This is a genomic window from Candidatus Pantoea communis (genome assembly GCF_011752685.1).
In the GTDB taxonomy this organism is placed as follows: Bacteria; Pseudomonadota; Gammaproteobacteria; order Enterobacterales; family Enterobacteriaceae; genus Pantoea; species Pantoea communis.
Genome location: NZ_VWXC01000005.1, coordinates 182,019 through 196,274, shown reverse-complemented (window position 1 = coordinate 196,274; position 14,256 = coordinate 182,019). Strand labels below are relative to the sequence as shown.

Genomic DNA, 14,256 nt, shown 5'->3' with positions numbered 1-14,256 from the left:
AGCAGCGCCTGAAAATTGAATTGCGGAGATAAAAATTAACCTGCATACCCAAGGCACTGCGACAGGTTTAGGTGCAAATTTTTACACCTACACCCTATGCACGAGCCAACAACGCCACCACTTCCTGCACATCCGCGACGTCATCCAACTCCATGCAAATCGCTTCCAGCTGTTCAACCTGCTCAACCGGCAACACGCGCCCCGCTAAGCTACGGTATTTAGCCAGCAACGCCTCAAGACTTAGCGGATTAGCCGGCGCACCAGACGGTACCGGCACATGCTGCTGCCACTGCTCGCTCTGCTGGGTTTCAATCCGCACCCACGGCTCGTCGTCGCGGCCCTGCTGCTCATCAATCACCAGCTCAATCCGCGCCATAAAGGCTTCAACCTGAGGATGCAGACGTTTGGCATCATCATAACTGGACAATTCAGCGGAGCCGTAAAGCGCTCGCGCCACCAGTGCATACGGCAGACTCATTTGTGCACTCGCCAGGCTCTGCAGCTCACGTCCGCCGCACATCTCCAGCAGGAACGGATTCAGCCCTACCACGATACGTTCAATCTGCTCGACACGCACCGGGTGTTCTTTCAGCAGCAACCCCAGTGCATCAATCGCCGAATGCGTCCCGCGACAAGCGGCATACGGCTTGATCGAGCAGCGCGCCAGCTTCCACACCACGCCAAGGTCGGCGGTTAATGCAGCGGGTTGCTGTGTTTCAGATGCCAGGGTTTGCAGGAATCCACCCCACTTCGCTTCAAATACCGCCGAGGGTCCATTGATACCGCGCTGCGCCAACAAGGCCGCCTGCACGCCACCTTCTGCCGCGCGTGCGGCATGCAGCTTTTTGGTGTGTGAGCCGTCGTGAATAAAACCCCACAGCCCACCGCTAAAACTGGCGGCAATGCCCATGGCCGACGCGCACTGAGCGCGATCCAGTTGCAGCAGTGAACACACCGCGGCTGCCGCGCCAAACACGCCACAGCTGGCGGTGGAGTGCCAGCCTGCAACGTTGTGGGCAGAGTAGCCGCCGCAGGCTTCCAGCACCCGGCGTCCGACATCATAACCGATCACCATGGCCACCAGCAGCGCCTGACCGTCAACCGGCTGCGTCGCCAGCGGCAGTGCCGCCAGAATAGCGGGAATCACCACCGCGCCAGAGTGATCGCAGCCGCCGGTATCATCCAACTCATACATATGTGCGGCCACGCCATTGAGCCATGCCGCCTGACGCGGATTGACCTGCTCTGTGCTTCCCCATACTTGTGCCTGCTGATGCCCGCCTTCTGCGAGCGCCAATGCCAGACATTCGCGCCAGATTGGGCTGTCGCTGCCCGCCAGTGAAGCCCCGAGTGTATCCAGCAGATGGCGCTTCGCCTGCTCCACCAACGGTTCAGGCAACTGTTCAAAACGGGTGTCAGCGATAAATGCCGCCAGTTGTTCAAGCGTCGAGGCCATGCGCACCTCCCGTGATGCGGGTAAACACTTCTGCCGGATGGGAAAAATCATTGTCCGGCTGCGTTTGCCAATGCGCCGCCACCTGCTCAGCCGTAGCAATCCACACGTTGTGCTGTTGCAGCGTCTCGATCAGTTCACGTAGCAAGCCAATACGCCCGGCGGTGCCGATGATTTCCGGATGCAGGCGCAGCAGATAACACAGCCCAAAGCGGTGGAAACCCTGGAAGTCTTGCGTCATATTCGCCAGCGTTTCGGCATAAGGCGCAATCCGCGACTGTCCCGGCGGGATAGCCGGACTCAGGTTAAAAGCAAAATAGGGTTCGTCTTCCAGGGTGTAGTGCATCGGCAGTTCCACCAGCCGTGTGCCGGGATGGAAGTACGGCAGATCGTCGCCGCGCCAGCTTGATGACCAGCGAATACCCTGCTCCACCAGCGCGTCTGCCAGCCCCGGTTTCCACTGGCCAGCGGGGGTGCGGAAACCCTGAATCGGTTTGCCGGTAAACTGTGCCAGCTGGTCGCAGCCGCGCGTCACGCTGGCGATCTGCTGCTCCAGCGACAACGCCGAGAAGTCTTCATGGCGCTCGCCGCTACAGGCAATTTCATGCCCATCGGCCACGATGCGTTTAATCAGTTCCGGCTGCTCTATCGCCACAATTGCCGGTAAGCACCAACTGGCTTGCAGCTGTTTTTCTGCCAGTAACGCCAGCAAGCGATCCACACCGCGCAGGGTGCCATAACGCCATACCGACAGGGTTTTATCGCGTCCGGCGACGGCAGGTGCCTGGGTCAAAATACCGTGGATATCATTGAAATCGATAGTCAAAACGGCGGCGGACTGGAAGCCCAGCGGCCAGCGGGAAGATTCAGTCATGCTGTTGCTCCTGCAGATACCACTGCGCCACCGCATCACAGCGCGCAAACCACACATCGTCACGCGCCGTCATATGTTCAAACAACTGCTCCAGCAGCAGGATACGTCCCGGCTGGCCGGAAATTTTCGGGTGGAACAGCGTGGTCAGGCACAAGCCTTCATCCATTGCGCCGTCGAATTCGCGCTGCCAGTTATCACGGGTATGCGCATAGCTGGCAATACGATCGCCGCCTTTCGGGAAGTCAGGCTGGCGCGTATAGGCCAGCGAGGCGTAATCATCCATCTCCCACTTACCGGGGATCTCGACCAGCGGCGTGTGACCCGCCACCGGGATGCTGTACGGACGATCGTCGCCGCGCATGCTGCTGGAATAAATCACCCCAGCATCACGCAGAATTTGTGGCGTTTCGGCATGCCAGTCACCTGACGGCGTGCGGAAACCGCAGGCGGTGATGCCCAAATGCTGTTTAAAGATTTCAGCGGATTTCGCCATCACAGCACGCTGTTCATCCGGCGAAATCGCCCAGAAAGATTCGTGACGATAGCCGTGATAGGCCACTTCGTGGCCTTGTTCGATAATCGCCTGACACTGCTGCGGCCACTGCTCCACCACCCACGCTGGTACAAAAAACGTGGCGGGAATCTGGAAAGCGCGCAGCAGGTCGAGCAATCGCCCGAGCGCACGGTACGGCCCATACGCACCAAAGGTGAAATATTCTGGCGTTGACCACAGGCTGCCATTCAACATGGCATCGCCGGTGGGACCATCAAGGTCAAACGCCAGCGCCATACAGCCGCGTTTCCCCTGCGGCCAGCGCACTGCGCCCGGTTGTTGCATCGCTACGCTCCTTTAGCCCTGGTTCACGGTCGCCTGGGTCACGCCATTGTCAGCCAGGCCCCATTTCGCGAGGATCTTCTGGTAGCTGCCATCAGCAATCATCGCGTCAATCGCCGCTTGTATCGCAGTGGTCAGCTCGCTGGCATCTTTACCAATCGCCATGCCGGTGTACTGGAAGGAGAAGGCTTTATCGAGCGGCTTATACTTTCCTTTCTCAAGGTCCATGATGTACGGCAGCGTTTCGCTCCCCTGCACTACACCATCCAGACGGTTCTGACGCAGCTGGGTACGCGCATCCGCCGTCCCTTCAGCGCCAACGACGATGATGGCTGGCTTACCGGCGGCTTCACAGTGCGCTTTAGACCAGTTGGCAATCTCTACCGGGAAAGTAGTACGACGGCTGGTGCCAACCTTCTTACCACACAGATCCATGGCGCTGTTGATGTCGCTGCGAGCGGCCTGGGTGTAGAACTGCGGACCGGTTTTGAAGTAGTCGATAAAGTTCACCACCTTCTGGCGCTCTTTGGTGTCGGTCATACCGGACATCACTAAATCGACACGCTTGGTCACCACCGCGTTCACCATCTGCTCAAAGGCGATCTCCTGCCAGTTGACCTTCACGCCCAGCTTGGCCGCAATCGCCTGGCCGAGATCGTAATCCACACCGGTAAGCTGGTTGGTGGCCGGATCTTTAAAATCCATTGGCGGATAGTTCGGCATGATCGCCACAGTCAGGCCTTTCTCTTTGATGGCGGCTGGCACGGCGATATCCGCCCAGGCAGAAGATTGCAGTAACAGCGCGGCACTGATGGCACTCAATAACAGTTTTTTCATGTTTTTCACCCCGGTCACGTTAAAGAAGAATCGCGTTAATAAAGTTTTTCATCCGTGGGTTTTGCGGGTTCAGCAGAATGTCTTCTGGTGCGCCCTGCTCGATAATGCGTCCCTCGTCCATAAACACCACCTGATTGGCCACTTCACGGGCAAAGCCCATCTCGTGAGTGACCACCAGCATGGTGGTGCCCTCTTTTGCTAACTGGCGCATAACGGCCAGCACTTCGCCGACCATCTCCGGATCCAGCGCCGAAGTGGGTTCGTCAAACAGCATCAGTTTCGGTTTCATCGCCAGCGCACGGGCAATCGCCACACGCTGCTGCTGCCCGCCAGACAGTGACTGCGGATAGTCGTGCGCTTTGTGCGCCAGACCGACGCGATCCAGCAGCGCCATCGCCTCTTCACTGGCTTCGCGTTTTGGACGCAGCAGGACGCGGCACGGCCCTTCGATAATGTTCTCCAGCGCGGTTTTGTGCGGGAACAAGTTAAAGCGCTGGAACACCATGCCAGTTTGCAGACGCTGGCGGGCAATCTGCTTATCGCTCAGTGCATGCAGTTTGTTGCCCGCAATGCGATAGCCCGCTAATTCGTTGTCGACCCAAATGCCACCCTGATCGACCTTTTCCAGCTGGTTGATGCAGCGCAGGAAGGTACTTTTACCGGAACCGGATGGCCCGAGGATGCACATCACCTCGCCGTAATTCACTTCGAGGCTGACATCCTTCAGCGCATGGAACTGGTCGAAATATTTGTTCACCTTGACGGCGCGCACGATGTTTCTCATCTCTCTCTCCCAATTACTGACGCTGGCGGTGGCCGCGTGAGAAGAAACGCTCAAGGCGACTCTGACCAAACGACAGCACAGTGACGATGATCAGGTACCAGATGCCCGCTACGAACAGCAGCTCCATCACGCGCGCATTGGCGAAGTAGATGGTTTGTGTGTTGTAGAGCAGTTCGGAGTACTGAATCATGCTGGCCAGACTGGTGGTTTTGATCATGCTGATGAATTCGTTACCTACCGGCGGCAAAATCACGCGCATCGCCTGCGGCAAAATGATGCGCTGCAGCGCTTGCAGACGCGGCATGCCAATCGCCTTCGCCGCTTCGTACTGTCCGGTATCCACGGACAACAACCCGGCGCGCACCACTTCGGAGGTATAAGCCCCCTGGTTGATGCTCAGACCCAGCAGTGCCGCGAGGAACGGGGTCATAATGGTGACGGTTTGCACGCTGAACACGCCGGGAATACTGATGGTGGGAAACACCAGCGCGAGGTTGAACCACAGCAGCAGTTGCAGAATCAGCGGCGTGCCACGGAAGATCCAGGCGTAACCCACGGCGATGTAGTGCAGCACCGGATTGGGCGACATATACATAATCGCGGTGATCACGCCGAACAGGATGCCGAGTCCCATTGCCAGCACCGACATAATCAGCGTGTTCACCACGCCGTTAAGGATTGCCTGGGCAGTAAAGAACTGGCCGACAAACGACCATTCAATGTTGCCGTGGGCGAAGGCATTCACCAGCAACGCCAGCAGCACCAGGATCACCGCTGAAGCCGTGATGCGGCCGTAATAGCGACGTGGCACCACCTGATAGCGATCCAGATCGTAATGCATCTGCTCGCGGCTATTTTTCAAGCTGGGTTCAACCGGAGTGGATTGGGACATAGACGTCTCCTCAGGCGCGCGGGCCAGCGTAATCTTCAGTCCAGCGCTGCTGGTCCTGCATCAGGATTTGCAAACGCGCGAGCTGTTCGCGCACGCGTGCCGGTGCAGTGCCGCCATAGCCGCTACGTGCCGCCAGTGCCGCTTCCAGCGTCAGGGCACTGCGCACTTCTGGCGTTAAGCGTGCATCGACAGCTTGCAACTGCGCATCGCTCAGGTCCGATAGGCCGCACTCTTCGCGTTCACACAGTTGCACCAGCTGACCGGTGATTTCATGGGCTTCACGGAACGGCACGCCGCGCATCGCCAGCCAGTCGGCCACTTCGGTGGCCAGAGTGAAACCGTCCGGTGCCTGTTCGCGCATGACGTCGGTGTTGAATTTCAGCGTCGACATCATGCCGGCCATCGCAGGCAGCACCAGCAGCAGGGTATCCACGGCATCAATCACGTTGCGTTTGTCATCGCTCAGGTCGCGGTTGTAGGAGAGCGGCATGGCTTTCATGGTGGTGAGCAGTGCCATCAGGTTGCCGACCAGACGACCAGAACGACCACGTGTCAGTTCGGCAATGTCCGGGTTTTTCTTCTGCGGCATGATTGAGCTGCCGGTAGCATAGCTGTCATGCAACTCCACCCAGCGGAACTGGCGCGAAGCCCACATGCACACTTCTTCGCACAGGCGCGACAGGTTGATACCGATCATGCTGGTGACGAACAGGAATTCTGCGGCGTAATCGCGGCTGGCCACCGCATCAATAGAGTTTTCGCACGGTGCGAGGTAAGCCAGGTCTTCAGCGGCTTTTTCCGGCTGGCGTGCAATCGCCGATCCGGCCATCGCTGCGGCACCGAGTGGGCAGCGCGCGCTGCGGCGATCCCAGTCCTGCATGCGCTCAATGTCGCGGGCAAAAGATTGCGCATGAGCCAGCAGTTGATGACCGAACACAATCGGCTGTGCTTGCTGTAAATGAGTAAAGCCTGGCGCCACGCTTTCGGTGTGCTGTGCGGCTTGCTCGACCAGAGATTGCTGCAGAGCCAGTAAAGCACTGACTACTTTGCGGCCGTTGTCACGCAAGTAGAGGCGCAAATCGTTGACGGTCTGATCGTTACGCGAACGGCCGGCGCGCAGTTTGCCGCCCAATGGTCCTAAGCGCTCGGTCAGTGCGCGTTCAATGAAAGTGTGCACATCTTCGTCAGCCGCAATCGGATGCAGATTACCCGCACGATAATCGGCATCCAGCGCATCAATCGCCGCCAGCATGGTATGGAGTTCTTCGCTGCTCAGCAGATCGCCGCGAGCCAGCTCACGGGCATGTGCCCGGCAGCCTGCTAAATCGTAAGGTGCCAGGGCAAAGTAATAATCCGGGCTGCGCGACAGCGCGGTTAAACTGGCCGCCGGTGCCGCTTTAAAGCGCGCGCCCCATAACAGTTCGGCATTATCAGACATGCTATTTCCCCTTACAGATACTCGTCAGCGATATGGAAAAGATATGAATAAACCAGCAGTGATAATAAAAACTTATTTCACACTCACACTGGTAAATACGTCATATTTCAGGTTCACTGTACTTTCACCGCAATTATTCCGGAGTTGAATAGCAAAGATGGAAAGTAAAGTTTCCCAGTCTGGAAACAATGCAAATAATCGCGGCGATAATGCGGTTCTGGCACTGAGTAATATCGACTTAAAATTGCTTCGCGTATTTAAATGCGTGGTGGAAGCCGGGGGATTAACCGCTGCCAGCAATGAACTGAATATTGGTTTAGCCGCCATCAGTAAGCAGGTTTCCGATCTGGAGATTCGTCTCGGCATGACGTTATGTAGCCGTGGGCGCGAAGGCTTTGAACTGACGCAGTACGGCATTAATGTCTATCAGGCCACACTGGAGCTGTTCGTCTCCCTGAATCTGTTCCGTGAACGTCTGCACAACAGCCGCAATGAGTTGCTGGGTGACATCGCCATCTGTGTGGTGGACAACACCATTTCTGATCCGCACTCCCCGGTCACCGCAGCGGTGCAACAGTTGCACCAGAAAGCACCAAAGGTGCAGATTCGCTTACAGACTGCGCAATTAGATGATATTGAACGCGGGATGAGTGAAGGCCGTTTTCATTGTGGCATTGCGCCGGTTTATGAAATGAAAAGTGATTTTGATTACTTCCCGCTTTATAAAGAATATTCGAAATTATATTGCTCCATGTCACATCCTTTATATTCTGGATCTTGTGATAAGAATATATCGGTGGAAATATTACGTGAGCAGAAAATCATTAATCATTTATATGTCACGCCGCGCGATGACCGCCGCCTCATTCCATTACAGGACAGCGGTGCGCAGGCGGTGCAAGTGGAATCCGTCGCCATGCTGATTTTAACCGGGCACTTTATTGGTTATTTACCCGAGCACTATGCCGCGCCCTTTATTGCGCGTGGGCAGCTGTGTGAATTGGGCGATGAATCGGTACGTCGGGAAAATCCGTTCTGCCTGATGATGAAAAAAGGCCGGAAAATTAATCCGATTATCCGGCTGTTCATGCAATCACTGGGCCTGGCCGAGGCCGAAGAGGTGCACTAAGTTGGTGCAATCACCCCACCACTTTATACATCACCGTGGTGGCATCTAACGCCCCTTCCGTCGATTCGGCGTACAACGGAATGGAACCCGCAATTTGCCAGTCCATCGATAAGTAAAGCTGCGTAGCCACATCGCCGCTGCGCGTATCCAACACCAGCAGCGTTTTGCCCTGCTCAACCGCTAATTGCTCAGCCTGCTGCATCAGACGACGCGCAATTCCCTGACGTCGGGCATGGGGATGCACCAGCAATTTACTGATCTCCGCGCGATGACGCCCATTCGGCATGGCGCTAAACCCGACCATTACCGTCGCAACAATCACACCCTGCTGCCGCGCCACCAGCAGCTGATTATCGCCGCTTGCCAGGCTGTAGATTTTATCCTGCCAGAAGCGTTCCATCGCTGCGCGATCGTCGGCATCAATAAAACCGACGCTGGCCCCGTCAGCCACGCAACCCTGCAGCACCTCGGTCAACGCGGCTAGCAGGGGCTGTGCCTGAGTGGCACTTAACTGTTCAATTTCAATCATGGTTTGCACACCACCAGAATGTAACGCGCGCCGCCTTCAGGATGCGCCTGGAATGATGATTTGCCGGTGAGATGAAAACGCAGGCAATCCCCCGCCTGCAATGTCCAGCGTTGATCGTCCATGGTGAACGTCAGCTCGCCGGATTGCAGCCAGATATGCTGTTCCAGCCCCTGTATTGGCGGTGCGTCATAATCGATACGCGCACCGGGTTGCAACACGCTCTCAACCAGCTCGGCCTTGAAATGGCTGGCGGGCGGCGAGACACTGCGACGCAGATAACCGCTGGCATCGTCGCGCCAAACGCTCTGATCGCTCGCTTTCAGCAGCAGCGCGGCCTCCTCTTCCACTTCACTCAACAGGCGCGACATGGTCAAGCCATAGGCGACACATAGTCGGTTAAGCAAAGCGGCTGTGGGGCTGGTCTCCGCCCGTTCAATGCGCGACAATGAAGCCCGGCTGATGCCGGTAGCCATCGCCAGTTCGTCCAGTGACCAGCCACGTTGCACACGCAATTCGGCTAATCGTGCGGCCAGTCGATCTTCGGTATCCGGTACAGACATGTCCACCTCTCATATTTGGGAAATAATTCTCACATATGAAATAAAGCCTCAATTTGCTTAAAACGTCAAGTTGTACAAATATAAAAGAGTTGTACAACCCAAACGAGGCGGTTAAGGTGTTGTAATGCAGGTCAGAATTTTCGAGGACGCCATGGCCTTATACAGTATCGGCGATGTTGCCGAACGCTGTGGAATCAACCCGGTAACGCTACGCGCCTGGCAGCGCCGTTACGGTTTACTAAAACCCCAGCGTACAGAAGGCGGTCATCGCCAGTTTGATGATGAAGATGTTCAGCGCATTGAGGAGATCAAGCGCTGGATAGAAAGCGGTGTGCCTGTTGGCAAGGTGAAAGCCCTGCTGGAAGGCCAAACCGTTAATGTGCACGATGGCTGGACCGCGCTGCAGGAAGAGCTGATGAGCGTGCTGCGTCACGTTCGTCCGGCTAAATTGCGCACCAAAATTGCCACCATAGGCCGCGAACATCCGGTAGATGCGCTAATCGATCACGTGTTTGTGCCCGTGCGTCAGCGCCTGGGATTGGATCAACACACCGCCCGTACCATGTGTAGCCTGTTAGATGGCGCGCTGATTGATTACGTGGCGTTTTGTCTCGCGGGCGGCCGTAAAAAAGCCGGCAAAGATGCTTTGATGATTGGCTGGGGCGTAGAAGATCGCACCCGCCTGTGGCTTGAAGCCTGGCGCTTGTCGCAGCAGGGCTGGCGCATGGATGTCTTAGCCGAGCCGCTGGATATGCCGCGTCCTGAACTGTTCCCCGGTCAAAATCTGTTTATCTGGACCGGTAAAAAACCGACTCGTCGGCAGCTGGAGCAGTTTGAACACTGGCAGGCACAAGGGTTTGCCACTCACATTCACGATCCCGCCTGACAAAAAATCGCACACACGGCCTTTGCCTCGCCGGGTGTGCGCGTTATCATGCCGCACTCCATGACTCTTCTCAGGTTTCCCTTATGAACTGGAATAAAATTCTCATTGGCTCCCTGTTTGCTGTGATGGCCATTGGCGGCATGGGTGGCATGATGCTGGTAGGCTACAGTCTTATCCTTCCCAGCCACTGAGTTGACGTTGCACGCGTTCTAACACGCGGTCGCAAATCAGTGCCAACAGGGCGACCAGCAGCGCCCCCTGAATCACATAAGCGGTGTTAAAGCCGCTCAGTCCGATAATCACCGGAGAGCCCAGGCTTTCTGCGCCCACTGTCGACGCGATGGTCGCGGTGCCGATGCTGATCATCACCGAGGTACGCACCCCTGCCATGATCACCGGTGCGGCCAGCGCCAGCTCAATCTGCCATAAGCGCCGCCATGGCCCCATGCCCAGCCCCACGGCAATTTCCCGGTTGCTGTCCGGCACGCTGTCTAAACCTGCCAACGTTCCCTGCAAAATAGGCAACAACCCGTAAAGAAACAGCGCCATGATGGCCGGTGTCGCGCCAAAGCCCATCACCGGCACGGCTATCGCCAGCACCGCTACCGGCGGAAAGGTCTGCCCCGCTGCCGCCAGCGTCTCCAGTAACGGCCTGAACGCCCGCCCGGCGCGGCGCGTCGCAAAAACACCACTGCCTACGCCAAAAATAATCGCCAGTGCGCTGCCGCTGATCACCAATGACAGATGTGCGAGGGCCAGCCGCCAGAAGCTCTCTTGCTGATACAGCGGACGTTCCAGCTGCGGGAACCAGTGGGCAAACAGCGGTCCGCTGTGCGGCAACCCCCACAGCAGCAGCAGAAACACCGCCAGCAGCCAGTACAGTGGATCGCGCCAGACACGCATCAGATCGCCTCCCGCTGGCGCAGCAGATCGCTGAAGTGCAGGACACCCAACGGCTGTTGATGTTGATCGATCACCGGCAGTTTGTCGGTGCGCCGAGCGATAAACTGTGACAGCGCCTCGCGCAGCGTCAGGTGCGCGGCTATTGGCTCACCGTCCAGCCACTCGCCGCGCCGCGCCGCGCTGCCAGCACGTCCCAATGCCAGCAGTCGCACGCCAAGCTCGCTGCGGCCAAAGAATTCGCGGGCGAAATCCGTGGCAGGCTGCGTCAGCAACTCAATCGGCTTGCCCTGTTGCACGATTTCACCGCCGTCCATCAGCACCAGTTGATCCGCCAGCGTCAGCGCTTCGTCGATGTCGTGCGTCACCAGCACCACCGTGCGTCCTGACAGCTTCTGAATACGCAGCATCTCCTGTTGCAGTGCCTGGCGGTTCACCGGATCGAGTGCACCGAAGGGCTCATCCATCAGCAACAATTCGGGATCGGCAGCCAGCGCGCGCGCCACGCCAACCCGCTGCTGTTGTCCGCCGGAAAGTTGATGGGGAAAACGCGTCGCCAGATGCGTATCCAGATTGAGCAGCGCCAGCAGCTCCTCTACGCGCTGTTGAATTTTTGCCTGCGGCCAGCCGAGCAGTGACGGTACCGTGGCAATGTTCTTTGCCACGTTCCAGTGCGGGAACAGGCCAATCGACTGGATGGCATAGCCAATACGCCGCCGCAGCGCACGTGCATCCATGCGTTCAATCGGTTCACCGGCAAAGCGGATTTCGCCGCTGTCATGCTCCACCAGCCGGTTGATCATTTTCAGCGTGGTGGATTTGCCCGAGCCGGAGGTGCCGATCAGCACGGTGAAACTGCCCTTCTCAATATGCAAAGTGAGATCGCGCACCGCTGCTTTGCCCGCAAACATTTTGCTTACCTGGTGAAACTCAATCATCAGTTCTCTCCAGCAGTGCCGACAGTAAACGCAATGCGGCATCAAACACCACCGCCAGCGCTACCACCGGAATCACGCCCAGCAACACCAAATCCAGTGCGCTGCTGAGTAATCCCTGAAAAACAATGGCGCCAAATCCACCGGCGCCAATCAGCGCCGCCACCACCGCCAGGCCAATGGTTTGCACCACCACCACACGCAAGCCCGAAAGCCACACCGGCAGCGCCAGCGGGAGTTCGGCGTGCCAGAACTGTTGCAGTGCACTCATGCCCATACCGCGTGCGGTTTCGCGCACCTCCTGCGGCACCTGCTGCAATCCGGCCACCACGCTGCGCACCAGCGGCAGTAGCGCATACAGCACCAGCGCAATCAGCGCCGGAGCCAGACCAATACCGCTGATGCCCCAACTTGCCAGCACCGGGAAGTGAGCCACCAGCCCCGCCAGCGGCGCAATCAGCAAACCAAACAACGCCACAGAAGGCACGGTCTGGATCAGGTTGAGTACGCTGAAGGCGGCACTTTGCCAGCGCGATCGCCGGGCAATCACCAGGCCGAGCGGCAAACCAATGAATACCGTCGGCAACAGCGTGCCAGCCAGCAACAGCAGATGCTGGCTAAAGGCCGCATCAAACACCGCCGTGCGGTTGGCATACTCTTTCATCAGGGAGAGATGGTCGAGGTGACCGCTGAGCAATAACAGCAGCGGAACAATCCAGATTTGCAGATTCAGCAGGATACGCCATGGCGTACTGGCCGTGAGCTGGCGGATAGCCTCAGCGGCCAGCAATAACGCCAGCGCCGCCGCACACCATAAACCACTGCCAAAGGCCGTACGTGCCAGCGGGCTACCGTCAGTGGCCAGCTGTGCCGCCGTGTGCCCGCCAATAAAGATCAGCAGCGCAAACAGAATCTCAGCGTCCAGCAATGCCATCACCAGATTGCGACGCCGTGGCTTCCACCATAACCCTTGCCATAACCAGAGTAACGGCAGCAGCAACAGCCAGGATTGCGCCACTTGCCATAACATCAGCGGCTGGCCGGACACCAGACGGTTGGCGGCGAAACTGAGTAACGGCAAGGTAGCCAGAGCCAGCGTGATCAGCAGCGTTAACACCAGCAGCACCGGCTGCTGGCGCGGTCTTGATAACAGTAACGGCACCGCTTACAGCAACTTATTCTGCTGTAGCCACTGTTTCGCCACCTGGCTGGCATCCTGACCGTCAACCGCAATCTGCGCATTGAGCTGTTGCAGGGTTTTCTCATCCAGCTTGCTGAACACCGGCTGCAACCAGTTGCCGATCTCCGGATACTGTTTCAGCACGCTTTCCCGAATCACTGGCGCAGGGGCATAAATTGGCTGCACGCCTTTAGGGTCGGTCAGCGTTTGCAAACCGAGCGCCGCCACCGGGCCATCGGTGCCATAGGCCATGGCTGCGTTGACGCCAGAGGTTTGCTGTGCCGCCGCTTTGATGGTTACCGCCGTATCACCGCCCGCCAGCGAAAGTAGCTGTGACTGATCCAGCTTGAAGTTGTAGGCTTTTTCAAATGCCGGTAGCGCATCGCTGCGTTCGATAAATTCCGCCGACGCCGCCAGTTTAAAGGTGCCGCCTTTTTTCAGGTAGGCGCTGAGATCGTCGAGGGAGTTGAGACTATTTTTCTGTGCCACGTCGCCGCGCACCGCGATGGTCCAGGTATTGTTGGCGGGCGCTGGCGTTAACCACACCAGATGATTTTTATCCGCATCGAGCTTTTTCACCTTCTCATAGCCCTGCTGCGCATTTTTCCAGGCAGCATCTTTCTCATCACTGAAGAAGAAGGCGCCGTTGCCGGTGTATTCCGGGTAGATATCCAGTTCACCTGCGGTGATGGCTCCGCGCACGACCTGCGTGGTGCCTAGCTGGATCTTGTTAACGGTTTTCACCCCATGTTTATCCAGCACCTGCAGAATAATGTTGCCTAACAGCGAGCCTTCCGTATCTATCTTTGAACCGACCTTAACCGGATCGGCCGCATTTGCAGCGCCCACACTCATCGCTAATGCGATCATCCCCCATAAACCCTGCTTAATCATGCCGCTGTCCTCTGCTTATATTTCAGTCTGTGACTATCAAGCGTAGCCTGGCGAAACAGGATGGGGGCGGTCAAGCGCCTCAGTTCGAGCTTTTTCTGCTATTTAACGCACATTGCTTATAACCCATTCG

The 14,256-nt window shown here is 57.3% G+C and carries 16 protein-coding genes; 3 read left to right on the top strand and 13 right to left on the bottom strand.

The window, feature by feature from the left end; all coding sequences use genetic code 11:
• Positions 1-94: 94 nt before the first annotated feature.
• The 7 genes from F3J37_RS09445 to argH are packed head-to-tail and all read right to left on the bottom strand — an operon-like array spanning position 95 to position 7,113.
• Complete coding sequence (locus tag F3J37_RS09445; RefSeq protein WP_166933135.1) at positions 95-1,456, bottom strand: MmgE/PrpD family protein; 1,362 nt, start codon at positions 1,454-1,456, stop codon at positions 95-97.
• Positions 1,440-2,327, bottom strand: a complete 888-nt coding sequence (locus F3J37_RS09440) for a polysaccharide deacetylase family protein (protein ID WP_166933133.1) — start codon at positions 2,325-2,327, stop codon at positions 1,440-1,442. Before F3J37_RS09440 ends, F3J37_RS09445 begins: the two co-directional genes overlap by 17 nt.
• Positions 2,320-3,165 (bottom strand): polysaccharide deacetylase family protein, encoded by an 846-nt coding sequence (locus tag F3J37_RS09435; protein ID WP_034820981.1) that lies wholly within the window; start codon positions 3,163-3,165, stop codon positions 2,320-2,322. The genes F3J37_RS09440 and F3J37_RS09435 overlap by 8 nt, the downstream gene beginning before the upstream one ends.
• 12 nt (positions 3,166-3,177) lie before the next feature.
• Positions 3,178-3,999 (bottom strand): ABC transporter substrate-binding protein, encoded by an 822-nt coding sequence (locus F3J37_RS09430; RefSeq protein WP_166933131.1) that lies wholly within the window; start codon positions 3,997-3,999, stop codon positions 3,178-3,180.
• Positions 4,000-4,018: 19 nt separating this feature from the next.
• Positions 4,019-4,783, bottom strand: coding sequence for an amino acid ABC transporter ATP-binding protein (locus F3J37_RS09425; protein ID WP_034820986.1), 765 nt, complete (start codon positions 4,781-4,783; stop codon positions 4,019-4,021).
• A 13-nt stretch (positions 4,784-4,796) separates the two neighbouring features.
• Positions 4,797-5,675: an amino acid ABC transporter permease gene (locus tag F3J37_RS09420; RefSeq protein ID WP_160832550.1), complete on the bottom strand. Its 879-nt coding sequence runs from the start codon at positions 5,673-5,675 to the stop codon at positions 4,797-4,799.
• 10 nt (positions 5,676-5,685) lie between these two features.
• Positions 5,686-7,113, bottom strand: a complete 1,428-nt coding sequence (gene argH, locus F3J37_RS09415; RefSeq protein ID WP_166933129.1) for an argininosuccinate lyase — start codon at positions 7,111-7,113, stop codon at positions 5,686-5,688.
• A 157-nt stretch (positions 7,114-7,270) separates the two neighbouring features.
• On the opposite strand from argH, the gene F3J37_RS09410 reads away from it, so the two are divergent.
• Positions 7,271-8,242, top strand: a complete 972-nt coding sequence (locus F3J37_RS09410; protein WP_166933127.1) for a LysR family transcriptional regulator — start codon at positions 7,271-7,273, stop codon at positions 8,240-8,242.
• A gap of 10 nt (positions 8,243-8,252) precedes the next feature.
• Here the strand turns inward: F3J37_RS09410 and F3J37_RS09405 are convergent, their stop codons facing one another.
• Positions 8,253-8,771: a GNAT family N-acetyltransferase gene (locus tag F3J37_RS09405; protein WP_166933125.1), complete on the bottom strand. Its 519-nt coding sequence runs from the start codon at positions 8,769-8,771 to the stop codon at positions 8,253-8,255.
• Positions 8,768-9,331, bottom strand: coding sequence for a helix-turn-helix domain-containing protein (locus F3J37_RS09400; protein WP_166933123.1), 564 nt, complete (start codon positions 9,329-9,331; stop codon positions 8,768-8,770). Before F3J37_RS09400 ends, F3J37_RS09405 begins: the two co-directional genes overlap by 4 nt.
• Positions 9,332-9,482: 151 nt before the next feature.
• Here F3J37_RS09400 and F3J37_RS09395 point away from each other — a divergent pair, with 151 nt between their 5' ends.
• A complete protein-coding gene (locus F3J37_RS09395; RefSeq protein ID WP_058961622.1) occupies positions 9,483-10,217 on the top strand; it encodes a MerR family transcriptional regulator in 735 nt (244 codons plus the stop codon).
• 83 nt (positions 10,218-10,300) lie between these two features.
• Complete coding sequence (locus tag F3J37_RS28660) at positions 10,301-10,408, top strand: YohO family small membrane protein (protein WP_230598998.1); 108 nt, start codon at positions 10,301-10,303, stop codon at positions 10,406-10,408.
• Here F3J37_RS28660 and F3J37_RS09390 read toward each other — a convergent pair.
• From F3J37_RS09390 to osmF, 4 genes are read right to left on the bottom strand one after another with little or no spacing between them, the layout of a single operon-like run.
• A complete protein-coding gene (locus tag F3J37_RS09390; RefSeq protein WP_034821000.1) occupies positions 10,389-11,120 on the bottom strand; it encodes an ABC transporter permease in 732 nt (243 codons plus the stop codon). The two genes, F3J37_RS28660 and F3J37_RS09390, sit on opposite strands and share 20 nt — an antisense overlap.
• On the bottom strand, positions 11,120-12,055 hold the full coding sequence (locus F3J37_RS09385) for an ABC transporter ATP-binding protein (RefSeq protein ID WP_058961580.1): 936 nt from the start codon (positions 12,053-12,055) through the stop codon (positions 11,120-11,122). The genes F3J37_RS09390 and F3J37_RS09385 overlap by 1 nt, the downstream gene beginning before the upstream one ends.
• The gene (locus F3J37_RS09380; RefSeq protein WP_166933121.1) at positions 12,048-13,214 is read right to left on the bottom strand and encodes an ABC transporter permease; all 1,167 of its coding nucleotides are present in this window, start codon (positions 13,212-13,214) and stop codon (positions 12,048-12,050) included. The genes F3J37_RS09385 and F3J37_RS09380 overlap by 8 nt, the downstream gene beginning before the upstream one ends.
• Positions 13,215-13,217: 3 nt before the next feature.
• Entirely contained in the window at positions 13,218-14,126 is a 909-nt protein-coding gene (osmF, locus tag F3J37_RS09375; RefSeq protein WP_166933119.1) for a glycine betaine ABC transporter substrate-binding protein OsmF, read from the bottom strand.
• Positions 14,127-14,256: the final 130 nt, after the last annotated feature.